The sequence below is a fragment of the Flavobacterium chungnamense genome (assembly GCF_039539165.1).
Taxonomy (GTDB): domain Bacteria; phylum Bacteroidota; class Bacteroidia; order Flavobacteriales; family Flavobacteriaceae; genus Flavobacterium; species Flavobacterium chungnamense.
In genome coordinates, this window is record NZ_BAABCS010000030.1 from 23884 (window position 1) to 42119 (window position 18236).

The window sequence follows — 18236 nt, forward strand, 5'->3', positions numbered from 1 at the left end:
AGTAAGACGATGAATGTAAGAATTTGTTACTAAGTAATAAAAAAAAATCCTCAACTGATTGAATTACAATTGAGGATTTAAACTATTTTGAATATTAATTATCTTAATCCGTTTACAATTCCAACGAAGTCATCTGCTTTTAGTGCCGCGCCACCAATTAGTCCACCATCAACATCTGGTTTACCAAAAATTTCTTTTGCATTATCTGGTTTTACGCTTCCTCCATAAAGGATTGAAACATCTTCAGCGATATCGCTTCCAAAACGTTTGCGAATTGTTTCTCTAATAAACTCGTGCATTTCTTGAGCTTGTTCAGGTGAAGCAGTTTCTCCTGTTCCAATTGCCCAAACTGGTTCGTATGCTAAGATAATATTTTCCCAAGATTCATTGCTAATATGAAACAATCCGTCACGTAATTGAGTTTCAACTAAATTAAAATGTTGATTGTCTTGACGGTCTTTTAATTCTTCACCAAAGCAAAAAATCACTGTCATGTTATGTTTTAGTGCTGTATCAACTTTATATGCCAATTGAGAATCGGTTTCGTTAAAATAAGCTCTTCTTTCTGAGTGACCAAGAATAACCGTATTTACTCCAATACTTTGTAACATATCTGCAGAAATTTCTCCTGTGTAAGCACCACTTTCTGCTTGATGCATATTTTGTGCAGCTACCACAATATTTGTAAATTCTAAATGATCAGAAGCAGATGCTAAGTTAACAAACGTTGGGGCAACAATAATTTGTGCTTCAATATCGTTTGGTAATTTATCAATAAGTTCATTTAATAAATCTTCAGTTTCTTCGGCATTTTTGTTCATTTTCCAATTGCCAGCAACGATTTTCTTTCTCATTATTCTAGTGTTTTTAAAGTAGCATTAATTTTTTCAAAGTCAGTTTCAATAGCACGATACAATTCAATTTGACCTTTTTTATTGATAATCATGTATCTTGGAATCCAATCTAAATCAACGGATTTTCCAAAAGTACCTTTCATACCTTTTTCGTCATTAACCCAGTAGTGTTCTCCTGCTAATTCGTGTTTTTCTATTCCAGCTTTCCATTTATCAAAAGTTTTATCTAAAGAAATGAAAATGTAAACTACGTTTGGATTATTAGCTTGCATCTCTTTAACTTTTGGCATTGCTTTTACACAATCACTGCACCAAGAAGCCCAAAATTCAATCACAATGGTTTTGCCTTTATGTTTCTTTAAAATTTCTTTAAAAGTAATTTCTTTAGATTCGGTGTCTGTTAATTTACCTTTAAGAGCTTCTTTTGAAAATTCTTTTTTTTGTGCATTACCACATGATATTGAAGTCATTATTATTGTTAATATTACTATTACTTTTTTCATTTTCAATTAATTATAAGTTTATAATTTTGGATGCGTTTTCTTAAGTTCTTCATACGATTGGTTCAAATATTTTTTCAAATCTTCACCAACAAATTTATCGTCAGTTATTCCCCAATAGTATTTTATTTCGTTTCCATTCCAAAGATATTTTACACCAGGTGTATCTTTTCCGCTTCCAAGAGTATTCCAAAACGGAATGATTTCAATGATTTTGTATGGATAAGTTGCACCAGCTTCTTTGAAAAAAGCAGGAATTAAATCAGCTTCTTCATTCATGAAAATGATAGAAAGTGGCGGTAAACTAGCATCTTTCTTTCTCATTTCTGTTAGTTCTTTGGCCGCATCTCTACAATGGTCACAACCAGGAACAAAATAGCAAAGTAATTTTTTGCCTTTGTCAATACTCGTAAAAAGAGCAGCATTTCCTGATTTTACCTTTTTAGGTTCATTCAAGTTTTGAACTTCTACTTTTTTAGCGGTATCTTTTTTAACTTCATTAGTTAATTTTTCATTTTCCAAAGGATTTTGAAGCGTCATAGTTGTTGAATCTATTGTAGGCATTGAATTATCAAAACCTTCAGTAGGTTCTTCAGTTTCAGAAACAGGAAGAGCAGTTGCAACTGGTTGAATAGGAGCTACCATGTATATTCCTAAAATAGTAGCAAAAAGGACTGTTGTTAAAATCCAAAAGTTATGATTTGAAGTTTCTTTCGGAAGAATATAATATAAGTATCCAAGTAATCCAATGGCAACAATATTTTTGATAATTGCTTCAATTGGTGTCATCGGAATTAACTCTCCAAAACAACCACAATTACCAGAGTCTCCACCACTCAGAAAAGTTACATAAGTTAAATGTCCAACAAAAACGGCTAAAAGTAAAATAGTCATTGGCACAATAAAACGTTTCAACCAATGGTTTTGCAACAATAAAAATCCCATTGCCAATTCGATTCCAATAAGAGTTCTTGAAAAATAAGGCGCAACATGCTCAGAAAAACCTAAAGTATAAAGCTGTTTTACTTCAAATGTTGATATGGCAAAATAAGGTGAAGGATACATTTTGGCCACAGCTGAAACAATAAATAGTAACGAAACTAAAATTCTAATTGACCAAGCTATATATGATTTTTTTGTTTCCATAAAATATGTTTTTACAAAGGTAAAAAGGCTTTTAATTGTAAGTTGTTAACGATATGTTATTGTCCGAATTTCATTAAAATCAATGCAAATACAGAATAATTAATCATGTCTTGATAATTGGCGTCAATACCTTCAGAAACCAAAGTTTTTCCTTTATTGTCTTCAATTTGTTTTACACGAAGTAATTTTTGTAAAATTAAATCAGTAAGTGAACTTACGCGCATTTCTCTCCAAGCTTCACCATAATCGTGGTTTTTGTCTTCCATCAATTGTTTGGTTAAAGCAATTTTTTCGTTGTATAATTTTACTGCTTGCTCGGTATTCAAATCTGGTTGGTCAACAACACCTAATTCTAATTGAATCAAAGCCATAATGCAATAATTGATGATGCCAATAAATTCACCAGTTTCATCTTCGTCTACTTTTCTAACTTCGTTTTCTTGAAGACTTCTTATGCGTTGTGCTTTTATAAAAATTTGATCGGTTAATGATGGCAAACGTAAAATGCGCCATGCACTTCCATAATCAGTCATTTTTTTACTAAATAAATCTCGGCAAATGCCAATTACTTTGTCGTATTCTTGTGAAGTATTCTTCATTAATGGTATCTTTGTATAATAATTTTTACTACTTACGATTCGAACCAAAATGGTCTCGGGTCAAAAGTAAAGAATTCAAATTGAAGTACAAAGTACAATGACGATTAACTGTAAAGGAAAACTTATCGATTTATCTACTCCCAAAGTGATGGGAATTCTCAATGTTACACCCAATTCTTTTTATGATGGTGGAAAACATATAGATGAAAAATCAATTTTGCTGCAAGTTGAAAAAATGCTTTTAGAAGGTGCAACTTTTATCGATATTGGCGGATATTCAAGTAAGCCAAGTGCGGAGTTTGTGACAGAAGAAGAGGAATTGCAAAGAATACTTCCAATCGTTCAAAAGGTACTTAATGAATTTCCTGAAACCATTATTTCAATCGATACTTTCAGAAGCAAAGTTGCTAGAGAAACTATAGAAAGTGGCGCAGCGATGATAAATGATATTTCTGCTGGAAACTTGGATGATGCCATGCTTCAAACTATTGCAAATCTTCAAGTGCCTTACATTATGATGCACATGAGAGGAACACCTCAAACAATGCAAAAAATGACTCATTATGAGAATATAATCAAAGAAATGATATTTTATTTTTCTGAAAGAGTAGCCAAAGCAAGAAGTTTAGGAATCAATGATTTGATTATCGATCCAGGCTTTGGATTTGCTAAAACATTGGAACAAAATTTTGAAGTTTTAAGTAAATTAGAATTATTTCAAATGTTAGAATTGCCATTACTTGTAGGTGTTTCAAGAAAATCTATGATATATAAAACGTTGGATACAACAGCTGAATTTGCATTAAATGGAACTACGTCATTAAATACGATTTCCTTAATGAAAGGAGCAAAAATATTACGCGTTCATGATGTAAAGGAAGCTGTGGAGTGTGTCAAATTATTCAATCAATTAAATCATTAAAATGAAAAAATATTTAGTATTATTAATAGTTTTTGGAATCCTATCTTGTGAGGGAAAGAAAGAAATTCAGTTACCAAAAGCAGATAGAACAATCATTGGTGACGTTAAAGAGCATTCTCCAATTTATATATTTTTTAAAGTCGAAGGAAAAGATACTATTGCTGATTTAAACAGAAAAAATGCCATAGTTTCAACCAATTGGATTTTTAATATCGACAAACGTTTACCTTTAAAATTAGTGATGCCAGAACTAATAAAATTGCAAGCTAAAAAAGATAAAAGCATTCATAAAAATGAAGCTGCCGAGAATTTTTTTTCATATGCAAATGACAAGAAAAAAACTTTAGCATTCTTACCTTTTGCAAGTCTAAAATTTAAACTTGAAAAGCCAAAATCTGGAGTTGAGATTTATTTCACCAAAGGCGATAAAGTTTTAGTTAATAAAACCATTGTTGAAAAATCTAATTTGATAAATTATTTAAATAGTTTGAAAAGTGATAAACCTTTGAAATATAACTTTTCTTTTGACAAGGAAGCTAGCTACGATACTTTTATTAAAAATGCAGTTTTTATCAATACATTGGAAATAGAAATGATTATTAGTGAAATCTATATTTTCTAAATGTGTCAATAAACTTTGTACTTCGTATTCCAAACTTCGTACTTTCTATTGATGATGATAAGGTTCGTTTCTTAAAATTGTAAACCCACGATAAATTTGTTCAATTACAAATAAACGAACCATTTGATGAGAAAAAGTCATTTCTGAAAGTGATACTTTTCCTTGTGCTTTTTTGTAAATTTCTTCACTAAATCCATACGGACCGCCAATTACAAATACTAAGGTTTTTATTCCGGCGTTCATTTTCTTTTGTAAATAATCAGAAAAACCTAAACTTGAGAAAGTAGTTCCGTTTTCGTCTAATAAAATTAGCTGGTCAGTTGCAGAAAGTTTAGATAAAATTAGCTCGCCTTCTTTCTCTTTTTGTTGCGCTTCCGAAAGGTTTTTTACATTTTTTATATCTGGAATCACTTCCAAATCAAATTTCACATAAAAAGATAACCTTTTTGTATAATCGTCAATTAAAGTTTGAAGTGATTTATTATCGGTTTTGCCAATGGCTAGAAGACGAATATTCATAGTTGAATTATTATAAGTCGCAAATTTACAAATAGATTTTTATTTTCTTTCAACTTCCAACTTTCAACTCCAAACAATTTTCTATTTTTGCAAAACACAACTACAACAAAATGTACAAACTACTAATTCGCCCAATTCTTTTTCAATTTGATCCTGAGAAAGTACACTATTTTACCTTTTCATTAATCCGATTTTTATCTAAAATGCCAGGGTTTTCCTCTCTTTTCAAATCGTTGTATTTAGTAAACGACAAACGATTAGAAACAGAGGTCTTTGGATTAAAATTCCCAAATCCTGTAGGATTAGCTGCTGGTTTCGATAAAAATGCAGTTTTATACAAAGAACTTTCCAATTTTGGTTTCGGTTTTATAGAAATTGGAACATTAACGCCAGTTGGTCAAGAAGGAAATCCTAAAAAAAGATTATTTCGATTAAAAGAAGATTCGGCAATTATTAACAGAATGGGTTTTAATAACGGCGGAGTTCAAGAAGCTGTTGAAAGATTAAAGAAGAATAAAAACGTTTTAATTGGCGGAAATATTGGAAAGAACAAGCTTACGCCAAATGAAAATGCCACTCAAGATTACGAAATTTGTTTCGAAGCACTTTTCGATTATGTTGATTATTTTGTAGTAAATGTAAGTTCACCAAACACACCAAATCTTCGTGAATTACAAGATAAAAAGCCATTGACAGATTTGTTGCAAACACTTCAAAATAAAAACTTAGCTAAGCCAAAACAAAAACCAATCCTCCTAAAAATAGCTCCAGATTTAACCGATTCTCAATTATTAGATATTATTGATATTGTAAACGAAACAAAAATTGCAGGTGTAATTGCAACCAATACAACACTTTCAAGAGAAGGTTTGCAGTCTGAAAATAAATCAGAAACAGGCGGATTATCTGGAAAACCATTGACAAAACGCTCAACTGAGGTGATTCGATTTTTATCTGATAAAAGTAATAAATCGTTTCCAATTATTGGTGTTGGAGGAATCCATTCGGCTCAAGATGCTATCGAAAAATTAGAAGCAGGAGCAAGTTTAATTCAACTTTACACAGGTTTTATTTACGAAGGTCCAAAATTAGTTAAGGAAATAAATAAGGCGATTTTAAAAAGAAAATCCTAAACTTATTTGTACTAAAAGTCCAATTAATAAAGCAATTCCGAAACTTAATAACGTTCCAATTAGAACATATTCCGTTAGTTTTCTGTCTTTTGCCTCTTTTAAATCTCCAAATCGGAAGATTGATTTTGCGGCTATTAAAAATCCAATAGCTTCAAAATGGCCAGTCAAAATAAAACAGAATACAAAAAGACGTTCTAAAATTCCAATATAATTTCCGGCATTTTGTAGCGAATCATCATTGGTTTTATTTTCGGGTGTCCAAATAGAAATGATGTTTTTAATGATGAGTGAAGTTGGTTTTGTCAATAAAATAAAACCTGTAATTGTAATCCAAAACTGATTTCCAATACTTGTAAAATCTATCGTAGTATTGTTATAAATTAATGTAACTGCAATAATAACAAGTAAATGTAAAATTTGGTCCACAGAAAACCAAATACGTTTAGTTTTTGACTTTTGATAATGTAACTTCAAAAAATCTATAAAACCGTGTAATACTGCTAAAGCGAAGGCATACCAACCAAAATCAGTAGTTCCAACTAAAATCCAAGCCAAAGCAAAGTGAAGTAAGGTGTGTAAATACAAGTAGATGCTCTTGTGTTTTTTTTGCTCTTTATTTTTTACCCACGGAGTTGGTTGCAATAAAAAATCGCCTAATAAGTGAGCCAAAAGTAATTTTACAAACACAATCATATTTCAAGAGATTTTATTTTTTTTCTAAAATAACGATCTACTTGCATCATCAGTTCATAATTAGAACGTTTTTGTCTTCGACTCACTGCTGCTTGATTGATTCCTAATTTTACTCCAATTTCCTCTTGGGAAAGTGTTGGGTTTTGAATAGCAACTAACACAAATTCAGCCGATTGTTGTAGCCAATTATCCATAAAGGATAGACTTAAATTCAGCATTAAATTCAATTCTTCATCAAATTCAGCATTTCCAGAATTGATGGCTAAATTTATTTTTTGCTTTTTTAAGGTTTCAAATGTTTCACCAGAACGAATAAAAGCACTGCCATTACTTTCTGTAATTTTTCTTGCTTTATGTGTTTTATCTCCAAATCCTAAACTCATCCTTACATCTAAATCTATGGATTTAAAAAAAGCTTTAATTTGAAAAACAATAGTCAAAGCGTCTTCTATAGTTTTGATTTCCAATTGAAATTCATCGCCACGATAGATTTCCCAATCGTTTGGAGATTTCCCAATCGTTTGAAATAATGCTTTTAAGTCATCCATCCATTTCTTGGAAGGAACCTTTCTTGAGTTGATAATGTCGCCTGTAAGTATCACAATCATAAATCAAAAGTAATAAATATTTTTAATAAAACAACGATTATTACCAAAATACGTAATAATTCAATTTATTACCAAAATACGTAATATATTTAATTATTACCAAAATACGTAATATTTTAAGTTATTACCCAAAAGTGTAATAATTAAATTTTGTTACTTTATAAAAAACGATTTCGTAAAAACGATTTCTTTAGTATCTTTGACAACAAATGGAGAAAATCAAAATTATAGAATGTCCACGCGATGCCATGCAAGGCATTAAACCTTTCATTCCAACGGAACGAAAAGTGGATTATATTCAAGCGCTACTTCGTGTTGGATTTGATACTATTGATTTTGGTAGTTTTGTTTCTCCTAAAGCCATTCCACAGATGGTTGATACTGCTGAAGTTTTGGCACAACTCGATTTATCGCAAACATCCAGTAAATTATTAGCAATTATCGCTAATACGCAAGGAGCAGAATTGACTTCAGTTCATAAAGAAATTCAGTATTTAGGATTTCCATTTTCTATTTCAGAGAATTTCCAAATGCGAAATACCCACAAAACTATTGCTGAAAGTTTAATCACTTTACAAGAAATTTTAAACATTGCTGATAAATCCAATAAAGAAGTCGTAACCTATATTTCAATGGGTTTCGGAAATCCGTATGGCGATCCATGGAACGTTGATGTAGTAGGTGAGTGGACCGAGAAATTAGCCAATATGGGGGTTAAAATTTTATCACTTTCAGACACTATTGGAAGTTCAACGCCCGAGGTTATTGATTATTTGTTTTCCAATTTAATTCCAAAATATCCAAACATCGAATTTGGAGCGCATTTACACACAACTCCAGACAAATGGCACGAAAAAATTGATGCGGCTTATAAAGCTGGTTGTCGACGTTATGATGGCGCGATTCAAGGTTTTGGTGGTTGTCCAATGGCAAAAGATGACTTAACAGGAAATATGCCAACTGAGAAAATGTTATCCTATTTCACCCAACAAAAAGCCGACACGAACACAAGTCCAATGAGTTTTGAAAGTGCTTATAATGTGGCTTCACGTTTATTTGGAGAGTTTCATTAATTTTAACTTTTTTTAATTAGTTGCTTTTTTTCTCTTGAAAATTTTATAAATTTCAATCCACATTACTGAGACAAATGCTACTAAAATACTAAATCCAATTTGCTTATAATCAACTATTTCAAACAAAAAGAATTTTGAAAAAATAGGAACAAAAAGCAGGAGTGAAGTTACAACAATTGTTATCCCAATAATCATCAAAACCAAATTATTTTTATATCGAATCGTAGTAAAAATGGAATAATAAAACGAACGATTTTCCAAAGTCAGAAAAATATTTGAAGCAATTAAGGTTAGAAAAATTGAAGTTCGCGTATAGGTTTCTGAAAACCCTTCTTGGATGCAATATTGATACATAAATAATAACCCCAAAGTAATAACCAATCCTTGAATGATACTAATAGTAATTTCTTTCAAGTTAAAAAAAGTTGTTGTTAAAGGTCTCGGTTTTTCTAACATTAAATTGCGTTCCATGGGTTCGTTTTCATAAATTATAGAACAGGTTGGTCCCATAATTATTTCCAAGAAAATGATATGAACTGGTGTAAATATATTAGGGTATATCCAGCCTAATGCTAATGGTATAAACACAACCAAAATTATTGGAATATGAATAGAAATTATATATTGAATAGCTTTTTTTAAATTCAAATAAATCTTTCTTCCCATAGCGATAGCGTCGGTCATTTTTGCAAAATCGTCGTCAATCAAAATTAAATTCGCTGCTTGTTTAGCAATTTCTGTTCCTTTTTTACCCATTGCAATTCCAATATGAGCCGATTTCAGCGCCGGACCATCATTTACACCATCACCAGTCATTGCTACAATTTGATTGTTGTCTTTTAGTGCTTGAATAATTTTCAATTTTGCTTCAGGAAACATTCGTGTAAAAATGGCTGTCTCCATCACTTTTACTTTCAATGTAGCTTCGTCCATTTTCATTAATTCGTCACCGTTTAGAACTTTATCGGCATCTTTAAAACCAACTTGTTTGGCTATTGTTGATGTAGTTTGAGCATTATCACCAGTAACTATTTTTAATTGAATTCCGGCTTTGTAAAACGTCTCAAAAACCTCTTGAATATTTGCTTTTGGTGGATCGTAAAAAGCAACTAATCCTTTGAAAGAAAACTTAAATTCTTGTTGTGTTTTAGGATAATCAGTTCCAGAAAATTCGGCAACACCAACGCCAAGAACGCGATAACCTTCGTTAGCCATTTTTTCAATAGCAACTAAAATTTGTTTTTTTTCACTTTCAGATAATTGACTGACAGCGATAATTGCTTCTGGAGCACCTTTGGCTGCTATGACTTTTTTACCTTTTGAATCTTCAAAAATATGTGTCATCATTGGTGGTTTTCCGCCTAAAGGATATTCGTATATTAATTTAAAATTTGGTCGTTCATCTACCGATTCTAATTTAGTGTACGCTTCATGAATAGCAATTTCCATTGCATCAAACGGAATAGGTTCGCTTGCCCACATCGTGTAACTTAAAACTTCTTCAGCTTCAGGATTTAACTTCTCTTCAGTATTAATAATTGTATTTGATTTGAATAAATACAATTGAGCCAAACTCATTTTATTCTCAGTAATTGTTCCTGTTTTATCGGTACATATTACTGTAGCACTTCCTAAAGTTTCAACGGTTTTTGTTTGTTTGGTTATGATTCCCATTTTCATCAATCGCCAAGCTCCGAGTGCCATAAATGAAGCAAAAGCAACTGGAATTTCTTCTGGAATAACACTCATTGCAATTGTCAATGCTTTGAGTAAACTATCTAAAACACTGTTAGAATGGTAATAATTTAGAGCCCAAACAATCCCAAAAATAAGTAATCCAATGATTGACATTTTCTTTACAAAATTGTTAATCTGAATTTGTAATGGTGTTTTTTCTTCTTGAATTTCTTCTAAACTTTTTCCAATTTTCCCCAAACTTGTTTGATTTCCAATAGCAGTTACTTCGCAAATCGCTAAACCAGTGGAGACAGTCGTTCCTTGAAAAACGGTTTTATTTTCCGAGTTTTCGTTTTTAAAAACCGATAAAGATTCACCAGTTAAAATTGCTTCATTAACCGAAAAATCATTTGATTGAATAATAGTGGCATCGGCAGGAATAAAAGTTCCTTCTTCAATTTGAATAAAATCGCCAAGCACAATTTCTTCACTTGGAATTTCTATAACTTCATTATTTCTAATGACTTTACTTTTGGGTTGTGATAATTTTTTTAAGGCATCAATTGCATTTCTACTTCGAGCTTCTTGGAATAAAGAAATTGCCGCAACTAAAAATATAGCAACAGTCATAAAAATTCCATCACCATAATCGCCAGAAATGTAGTAAATGCTTGCGGCAGCAACTAATAACAAAAACATAGGTTCTTTTACCATTTCTAACAATGACATCAAAAAATGATTTTTTTCTTGATGTTCTAAAGAATTGGTGCCATTTTTAGTTCTTGAGGAACTAACTTCTTCATTTGAAAGCCCTGAAATTTTATCTTTGGAATCTATCATAAAACTGAATTAAGAAGTTACATTAAAGTTAATCATTTTTATTGGATTTTCAATCATTTTAATTTGCTAAATGATAAAACTAATCACTATTCACTAATTACTATTTACTTTTTCACTATATTTGCACGCAATTTAACTACAACTACAAATTGCAACATGAAAGCACACACAACTAAAATCGTTGGAGAAGGTTTAACCTATGACGATGTACTGCTAATTCCAAATTATTCTGAAGTTTTACCGCGCGAAGTTAATATTCAATCGAAAATATCTAGAAATATTTCGTTGAATGTTCCTGTTGTTTCTGCTGCGATGGATACCGTTACCGAAAGTTCTATGGCAATTGCTATGGCTCAAGAAGGTGGAATTGGTGTTTTACACAAAAACATGACTATCGAACAACAAGCAGCTAAAGTTAGAAAAGTAAAACGTGCCGAAGCCGGAATGATTATCGATCCAGTGACTTTACCTTTAAATTCAACGGTTGGTGATGCTAAAATGTTGATGAAAGAACACGGAATTGGCGGAATTCCAGTAGTTGATGAAAACGGAATTTTAAAAGGAATTGTTACAAATAGAGATTTGCGTTTTGAAAAAATCAATTCACGTTCTATTTTAGAAGTAATGACTTCGGAACATCTTGTTACTGCTGCCGAAGGAACAACTTTACAAGAAGCGGAAGGAATTTTACAACAAAATAAAATTGAAAAGCTACCAGTAGTTGATACCAATAACAAATTAGTTGGATTAATTACGTTTAGAGATATTACCAAATTAGCACAAAAGCCAGTTGCCAATAAAGACAAATTTGGACGTCTTCGAGTTGCTGCAGCTCTTGGAGTTACTGCCGACGCTGTAGAAAGAGCAACCGCTTTAGTAAACGCAGGAGTTGATGCTGTAATTATTGATACGGCTCACGGTCACACAAAAGGTGTGGTTGATGTTTTGAAATTGGTGAAAGCTAAATTCCCAAATCTTGATGTTATTGTTGGAAATATTGCCACTGCAGAAGCTGCTTTATATTTAGTTGAAAGTGGTGCCGATGGTGTAAAAGTCGGAATTGGTCCAGGTTCTATTTGTACTACAAGAGTTGTTGCAGGTGTTGGATTTCCTCAATTTTCTGCAGTTTTAGAAGTTTCAGCGGCTTTGAGAGGTTCAGGAGTTCCAGTTATTGCAGATGGTGGAATTCGTTATACAGGAGATATTCCTAAAGCGATTGCAGCCGGAGCTGATTGCGTAATGCTTGGTTCACTTTTAGCAGGAACAAAAGAATCACCAGGAGAAACTATCATTTTTGAAGGAAGAAAGTTCAAATCCTATCGTGGAATGGGTTCTGTGGAAGCCATGCAAGAAGGTTCAAAAGACAGATATTTCCAAGATGTTGAAGACGATATTAAAAAATTAGTTCCAGAAGGAATTGTAGGACGTGTTCCATACAAAGGTGAATTGAACGAAAGTATGCAACAATTTGTTGGTGGTTTAAGAGCTGGAATGGGTTATTGTGGTGCAAAAGATATTCCAACGCTACAAGAAACAGGAAGATTTGTTAGAATTACTACTAGCGGAATTGGCGAAAGTCATCCTCATAATGTTACGATTACTAAAGAAGCTCCGAATTATTCTAGATAGTTTAGTGCTTAGTTTTCAGTTTGCAGATTTCAGTTCGCAGTTGTCATTCCGTAGGAATCTCACTTCATTATCGCTTACATGAGTATCAAATTTAATATTCAAGACACAACAGAATCAGAAATATTTTATGGTTCTTATGTTATCTATATTCTTGGTGGACATCATATCAAAACGAATCCTGATTTTTATGTTCAAATTGTAAATTTAGAAACTAATGAAGACATTGAATTAAGGGAGTTTTATCTTAAAGGAAGAGATTTTAAATGTGGAAAAAAAGCAATAAAGTTTTATGCTTTTGATATTAATAACTACGGAAAATTCAAAATATCAGTACACAATTATAATGATATCATTTTGAAAGATTCAATTTTAGAGTTTTTCTCTTTTCCATTTAATATTCCAAATATTGTAATGTCTAAAGTATTAGGTAGAAGTAGACGTAATCGAAATTTAGATGATATCGAAATATTAATTGTATAATTCGTTTTCTAAAAAAAAAGCTCACAAAGTATTTAAAATCTTTGAGAGCTTTTTTTCTAAAATGTCTTTGAGGTTTGGTATCTATTTATGCCTTTTTTGTTTTAAAAATTAATTGCAGTTAAAAGGTTTGTCTTGATGCATAAAACCTGCAATGTATTCTTCAGTATAACCGTTTCCATTGGCAGTTGGTATTTTCTTTTCAAATTCAGCTAAGCTGTCCATCATTTCTTTACACTTTGAGAAATGTTTTTTGATAGTTGCAATTGCTGTATTTTGATCAACTAATTTTTTAGGCATTTTACTTTCGTTAAACCAACCAGAATCAATAATTGTATTTGTAGCTTTATCAACTATTTTATAGTTATAATCAAGATAGTAGCCATCAGCTGAGAAAGGAGGAGTAAAGCTCAATAAAAGCATTTTGTCACTTGTTTCAGCAATGATTTTACTCAATACCATATACTTTTTCTTTTTCTCACTGTATTTAAATGGGATGTAAGTAACATCTCCTGATACTAATTTATCTACTTTATCAATATCGATTCCTTTTATTGCTTCGAAACCTTCTTTACTAGGAAGAGTATATCTAACTTTTTCAAAAGTTGAATAATAAAAATCTCTTTCGTCAATTTCCATTTTATTTCCATCTTTCAATAAAATGTAATTCTTTTGAGCAACTGAAAATAGGGAACTTAGTAGTACAATTGTAAATAATAATTTTTTCATTTTTTTTGCTTAGTTATTAGATTCCCAAATAATTACTAGGACTTATCTGCATCAATTCCACTTTAATTTCATCAGAAACGTTTAGTGTTTGAATGAAATTATGAATCGCTTCTTTATTGATAATAGTATTAGTTCGAGTTAAATCTTTCAAGGCTTCGTAAGGATTTGGATAACCTTCACGACGTAAAATCGTTTGAATTGCTTCGGCTACAACAGCCCAGTTTTTCTCTAAATCTTCTTCAAATTTAACTTCGTTTAAAACCAATTTATTTAAACCTTTCAAAGTAGCTTCAAATGCTATTAAAGTATGTCCCATTGGAACTCCTATGTTTCTTAAAACCGTACTATCAGTCAAATCGCGTTGCAATCTTGAAATTGGTAATTTAGCAGAAAGATGTTCGAAAATAGCATTTGCAATTCCTAAATTTCCTTCAGAGTTTTCAAAATCAATTGGATTCACTTTATGTGGCATTGCTGACGAACCAATTTCTCCTGCTTTAATTTTTTGCTTGAAATAATCCATCGAAACATACGTCCAAATATCTCTATCTAAGTCAATAAGGATGGTGTTAATTCGTTTTAAAGCATCAAAAAATGCTGCAAAATGATCGTAATGTTCTATTTGTGTTGTTGGAAAAGAATGTTGTAATCCTAAAGTTGATTCTACGAAATCGGTTCCGAATTTTTTCCAATCGGTGTTTGGATAAGCTACATGATGTGCGTTGTAATTACCTGTTGCTCCACCAAATTTAGCCGCAAATGGAACATTAAATAACAAACGCATTTGCTCTTCTAAACGTTCTACGAAAACCAAAATCTCTTTTCCTAATCGAGTAGGAGAAGCTGGTTGGCCATGTGTTCTCGCTAACATGGGAACGTCTTTCCATTCTACAGAAAGTTCTTTTAATTTTGCAATTACTGCAATCAAACTTGGTAAATATACTTTTTCAAAAGCTTCTTTTGTTGATAAAGGAATCGCAGTATTATTGATATCTTGAGATGTTAATCCGAAGTGAATGAATTCTTTGAACGTTTCTAATCCTAATGCATCAAATTTACTTTTGATAAAGTATTCAACAGCCTTTACGTCGTGATTAGTCGTTTTTTCGGTTTCTTTTATCCAAAGTGCATCTTCGGTTGAAAAGTTGGTATAAATTTTACGTAAGGCATCAAAAACAGATTTGTTTACACCTGAAAGTTGTGGCAAATCGGCTTCGCATAAAGCAATAAAATATTCCACTTCAATTAAAACTCGATATTTTATAAGAGCTTCTTCCGAAAAAAATGGTGATAAGGAAACGGTTTTACTTCTATATCTTCCGTCAATTGGTGAAATAGCGTTTAATTCTGTTAGTTGCATTGTGTTGTGTTGTTTATTCTGAACTCGATTCAGAATCTATTTAATTAGAAGTTGCAAAAATAGTTAAACGATTTTAGAATATAGAATATAGAACAAAGAAAATAGACTATCTATATAATCTATTTTCTATTCTCTGTTTTCTATTCTCTTCTTCGCAATTTTTCTCTCAAAAACGGAACACCTTCGGTTGCATTCATAGGAATTACTTCTAGCGGATTGGCTAATTCATAAATCGTTGCAGGTTTTGGGTCAATATAATAAATAGGCGTGTTTGGTTGTCCGTAATGAATCAATCCTGCTGCTGGATATACTTGTAATGAAGTACCAATTACGGCAATAATGTCTGCAGTTTGAATAATTTGCAAAGCTTCTTCAAGCGCTGGAACATCTTCACCAAACCAAACAATATGTGGTCGTAATTGATGTCCGTTTTTATCAACATCACCAGTTTTTAAATCGTGTGACCAATCTAAAATGTAATTTCTGTCTTTTACACTTCTCACTTTTAAAAGTTCGCCATGAAGATGTAAAACTTTTGTGCTTCCAGCTTGTTCGTGCAAATTATCTACGTTTTGTGTGATGATATGAACGTCAAAATCGTTTTCTAAATCTGCTAAAGTTTGGTGTCCTAAATTAGGTTTTACTTGATGTAATTGTCTTCGTCTTTGATTGTAAAAATCTAAAACTAATTCTTGATTATTGCGCCAACCTTCAGGAGAAGCGACCTCCATAACATCGTGACCTTCCCATAATCCATAAGCATCACGGAAGGTTTTGATACCACTTTCTGCAGAAATTCCTGCGCCTGTTAAAACTACTAATTTTTTCATCTTTTTCATTTGGACTTAAAACTAAGCATTTTTACTATTTTTGCCAAAATTAATTTTTTAAAATGGTCGATTTAGATTACTTAGCATATTTAGAAGATATCCTTACTGAAAACAGAAAAGAACGCTTTTTAGAGGTTTTAAAGAATAGAACTAATCATTTTACGATTGCAATGGAAGACGTTTTTCAGTTGCATAATACCAGTGCTGTGATGCGCAGTTGTGAAGTTTTTGGTATACAACAATTGAATGTTATTGAAGAAAAATTTGGTAAAAGAATCGATGCCGAAATTGCCATGGGCGCACAAAAATGGGTTGATGTGAACCGATTTAACTCAGTGCAAAGTTGCATGGATGCTATGCGTGAAAAAGGTTATCAAATTATCGCTACAACGCCACACAATGATTCGTGCTTGATTCACGAATTTGATATAACAAAACGAAGCGCTATTTTCTTTGGAACAGAACGTGACGGACTTTCGCCAGAAGTTATAGAACAAGCCGATGGTTATATCAAAATACCAATGGTTGGCTTTACAGAAAGTTTAAATATTTCGGTTTCCGCAGCAATTATCATTCAAGATATTACTAATAGATTGCGTCAATCGAATTTAAATTGGCAATTGACCGAAGAAGAAATTCTTGAAAAACGATTGGATTGGGCTAGAAATTCTATCAAAGATATTAAAAGAATTGAAGCGAGGTATTATGAGACTAATCCTTAAAGAATTCGACACCATTTTCGCCAACATATCCTTTTCCTTTTTCAGTGGTCACTTCAAAAAGTTTGAATTGCCATGTATCATTTATGTCAATGTCATCGTAATTTTTTATACTTAAATATTTTGGCTGAATATAAGGGTAAATAGAATTGAACGTATAGTATCCTTTTTTTCCATCTTTGATTAAAATGCCTAGATCTTCAATTTCGTCAAATTCACAGTTCAGTATTGTAACATTTCCGGGTTTTACAAAACCATATTTATTATTAAGTTTTACTTTATAAACGATTTCAGAATTATCCCATCCGTAGCTGGATAATTCTTCGTAAATCGGACTTATTATTTCTTTTAAACTTGGCAATTCAACCAACCCTTTTTTATTGTTTTTTTCTACATAAGCTACTTTGTAGTACATGACGATATTAACTTTATCATATCTTTCTTTCAATTTGGCTTTGAATAATTCTTCCTTGTCTGAGTCGTCATCGTTGCTATTTGCTTCTTCAACTATATTTTTTTCATACATACTTCTATCAAGTTTTGTAGGTATTTTGAAATCGTAAAATTTTTTTTCTTCATTCTTTTTTTCAGCAACCCAAACATATTCTGAATTATAATCGTCTTTTTCCTCAAAGGAAGGATGAACATCATCGTAAAGTACAGGTATGATAAGTTTTCCTTTAGCGTTTATTAAACCAGATAGTTTTCCCATTTTAACATAGTAACTTTCGTTGGTACCAATTTCTACTTTATCATATATGCATGGGATTAGTTCTTTGTTTTTGTATAATCCCATTTTTCCTTTTTTGTAAACTAAAAAACGATCATAATAGAATTTGTTAACATAAATAGAATCATAGCCATAGGTTTCGGGTATGATTACTTTGCCATTTCGGTCAATTACAAAGTAACTTTTGTTTGTTTTAACAGCATACATTGAAGTAAAGTCGGTGTCTTTATCAATAAAGAAATCTTTTATGTCTTTATAAATAGGTTTAACTTTGATGTTTCCTAAAGTATCTGATAATCCCCAAAGGTTTTTATTTCTGTATGGAATTAAAACATTTGAATTGATTGGTTTTTGTGCATATATAGTTAATGATATCAGTAATAGGAATAATGTCTTTTTCATAGAATTAGAGAAGTTTTTGATTTTCAAATATATAAAAAATCCCCAACTAGTTTAATAATTGGGGATTTGTATTTAACGTGAGTTCGATATAAAAGTGTAAAAATATTTGGGTAAAAAAGCAAAAGTTAGTATATTTAAAGTGTTGAATTTTAATATTTTAACTAAACTTTTGCT

19 protein-coding genes are annotated in these 18236 nt (G+C 31.5%); 7 read left to right on the top strand and 12 right to left on the bottom strand.

Going from position 1 to position 18236, the window contains the following annotated elements:
• Positions 1-98: 98 nt before the first annotated feature.
• The 4 genes from tpiA to ABD771_RS13700 are packed head-to-tail and all read right to left on the bottom strand — an operon-like array spanning position 99 to position 3099.
• Complete coding sequence (tpiA, locus tag ABD771_RS13685; protein ID WP_345095558.1) at positions 99-854, bottom strand: triose-phosphate isomerase; 756 nt, start codon at positions 852-854, stop codon at positions 99-101.
• Entirely contained in the window at positions 854-1357 is a 504-nt protein-coding gene (locus ABD771_RS13690) for a TlpA family protein disulfide reductase (RefSeq protein WP_345095561.1), read from the bottom strand. The genes tpiA and ABD771_RS13690 overlap by 1 nt, the downstream gene beginning before the upstream one ends.
• An 18-nt stretch (positions 1358-1375) precedes the next feature.
• Positions 1376-2500, bottom strand: a complete 1125-nt coding sequence (locus ABD771_RS13695; protein ID WP_345095563.1) for a MauE/DoxX family redox-associated membrane protein — start codon at positions 2498-2500, stop codon at positions 1376-1378.
• A 56-nt stretch (positions 2501-2556) separates the two neighbouring features.
• On the bottom strand, positions 2557-3099 hold the full coding sequence (locus ABD771_RS13700) for a DUF1599 domain-containing protein (RefSeq protein WP_345095565.1): 543 nt from the start codon (positions 3097-3099) through the stop codon (positions 2557-2559).
• Positions 3100-3196: 97 nt separating this feature from the next.
• Here ABD771_RS13700 and folP point away from each other — a divergent pair, with 97 nt between their 5' ends.
• Both folP and ABD771_RS13710 read left to right on the top strand, forming a co-directional pair.
• Positions 3197-4021 carry a dihydropteroate synthase gene (gene folP / locus ABD771_RS13705; protein ID WP_345095567.1) on the top strand — a complete coding sequence of 275 codons (825 nt, stop codon included), beginning with the start codon at positions 3197-3199 and terminating at the stop codon, positions 4019-4021.
• Position 4022: 1 nt separating this feature from the next.
• Complete coding sequence (locus ABD771_RS13710; RefSeq protein WP_345095569.1) at positions 4023-4643, top strand: hypothetical protein; 621 nt, start codon at positions 4023-4025, stop codon at positions 4641-4643.
• Between the two features lie 45 nt (positions 4644-4688).
• Here the strand turns inward: ABD771_RS13710 and rlmH are convergent, their stop codons facing one another.
• A complete protein-coding gene (gene rlmH / locus ABD771_RS13715) occupies positions 4689-5162 on the bottom strand; it encodes a 23S rRNA (pseudouridine(1915)-N(3))-methyltransferase RlmH (protein ID WP_345095571.1) in 474 nt (157 codons plus the stop codon).
• Between the two features lie 110 nt (positions 5163-5272).
• Here rlmH and ABD771_RS13720 point away from each other — a divergent pair, with 110 nt between their 5' ends.
• Entirely contained in the window at positions 5273-6295 is a 1023-nt protein-coding gene (locus tag ABD771_RS13720) for a quinone-dependent dihydroorotate dehydrogenase (RefSeq protein ID WP_345095573.1), read from the top strand.
• On the opposite strand, the gene ABD771_RS13725 is transcribed toward ABD771_RS13720, so the two are convergent.
• Both ABD771_RS13725 and ABD771_RS13730 read right to left on the bottom strand, forming a co-directional pair.
• Positions 6278-6988 carry a DUF3307 domain-containing protein gene (locus tag ABD771_RS13725; protein ID WP_345095575.1) on the bottom strand — a complete coding sequence of 237 codons (711 nt, stop codon included), beginning with the start codon at positions 6986-6988 and terminating at the stop codon, positions 6278-6280. The two genes, ABD771_RS13720 and ABD771_RS13725, sit on opposite strands and share 18 nt — an antisense overlap.
• Positions 6985-7596, bottom strand: coding sequence for a SatD family protein (locus tag ABD771_RS13730; protein WP_345095577.1), 612 nt, complete (start codon positions 7594-7596; stop codon positions 6985-6987). Before ABD771_RS13730 ends, ABD771_RS13725 begins: the two co-directional genes overlap by 4 nt.
• Before the next feature lie 209 nt (positions 7597-7805).
• Here ABD771_RS13730 and ABD771_RS13735 point away from each other — a divergent pair, with 209 nt between their 5' ends.
• The gene (locus ABD771_RS13735) at positions 7806-8669 is read left to right on the top strand and encodes a hydroxymethylglutaryl-CoA lyase (RefSeq protein WP_345095579.1); all 864 of its coding nucleotides are present in this window, start codon (positions 7806-7808) and stop codon (positions 8667-8669) included.
• Positions 8670-8681: 12 nt separating this feature from the next.
• Here ABD771_RS13735 and ABD771_RS13740 read toward each other — a convergent pair whose 3' ends face one another.
• Positions 8682-11186 (bottom strand): cation-translocating P-type ATPase, encoded by a 2505-nt coding sequence (locus tag ABD771_RS13740; protein ID WP_345095581.1) that lies wholly within the window; start codon positions 11184-11186, stop codon positions 8682-8684.
• Between the two features lie 156 nt (positions 11187-11342).
• Here ABD771_RS13740 and guaB point away from each other — a divergent pair, with 156 nt between their 5' ends.
• Positions 11343-12815 carry an IMP dehydrogenase gene (guaB, locus tag ABD771_RS13745; protein WP_345095583.1) on the top strand — a complete coding sequence of 491 codons (1473 nt, stop codon included), beginning with the start codon at positions 11343-11345 and terminating at the stop codon, positions 12813-12815.
• A 78-nt stretch (positions 12816-12893) separates the two neighbouring features.
• A complete protein-coding gene (locus tag ABD771_RS13750; RefSeq protein WP_344816157.1) occupies positions 12894-13295 on the top strand; it encodes a hypothetical protein in 402 nt (133 codons plus the stop codon).
• Between the two features lie 108 nt (positions 13296-13403).
• Here the strand turns inward: ABD771_RS13750 and ABD771_RS13755 are convergent, their stop codons facing one another.
• From ABD771_RS13755 to ABD771_RS13765, 3 genes are all read right to left on the bottom strand, one after another.
• Positions 13404-14021: a hypothetical protein gene (locus ABD771_RS13755; RefSeq protein ID WP_344816156.1), complete on the bottom strand. Its 618-nt coding sequence runs from the start codon at positions 14019-14021 to the stop codon at positions 13404-13406.
• A 16-nt stretch (positions 14022-14037) separates the two neighbouring features.
• On the bottom strand, positions 14038-15381 hold the full coding sequence (gene purB, locus ABD771_RS13760; RefSeq protein ID WP_344816155.1) for an adenylosuccinate lyase: 1344 nt from the start codon (positions 15379-15381) through the stop codon (positions 14038-14040).
• Between the two features lie 140 nt (positions 15382-15521).
• Positions 15522-16211 carry an SIR2 family NAD-dependent protein deacylase gene (locus ABD771_RS13765; RefSeq protein ID WP_344816154.1) on the bottom strand — a complete coding sequence of 230 codons (690 nt, stop codon included), beginning with the start codon at positions 16209-16211 and terminating at the stop codon, positions 15522-15524.
• A 62-nt stretch (positions 16212-16273) separates the two neighbouring features.
• Between ABD771_RS13765 and ABD771_RS13770 the strand changes: the two genes are divergently transcribed.
• Complete coding sequence (locus ABD771_RS13770) at positions 16274-16933, top strand: TrmH family RNA methyltransferase (RefSeq protein ID WP_345095586.1); 660 nt, start codon at positions 16274-16276, stop codon at positions 16931-16933.
• Here ABD771_RS13770 and ABD771_RS13775 read toward each other — a convergent pair.
• Positions 16923-18062 (bottom strand): WG repeat-containing protein, encoded by a 1140-nt coding sequence (locus ABD771_RS13775; RefSeq protein WP_345095588.1) that lies wholly within the window; start codon positions 18060-18062, stop codon positions 16923-16925. The two genes, ABD771_RS13770 and ABD771_RS13775, sit on opposite strands and share 11 nt — an antisense overlap.
• Between the last annotated feature and the right edge of the window lie 174 nt (positions 18063-18236).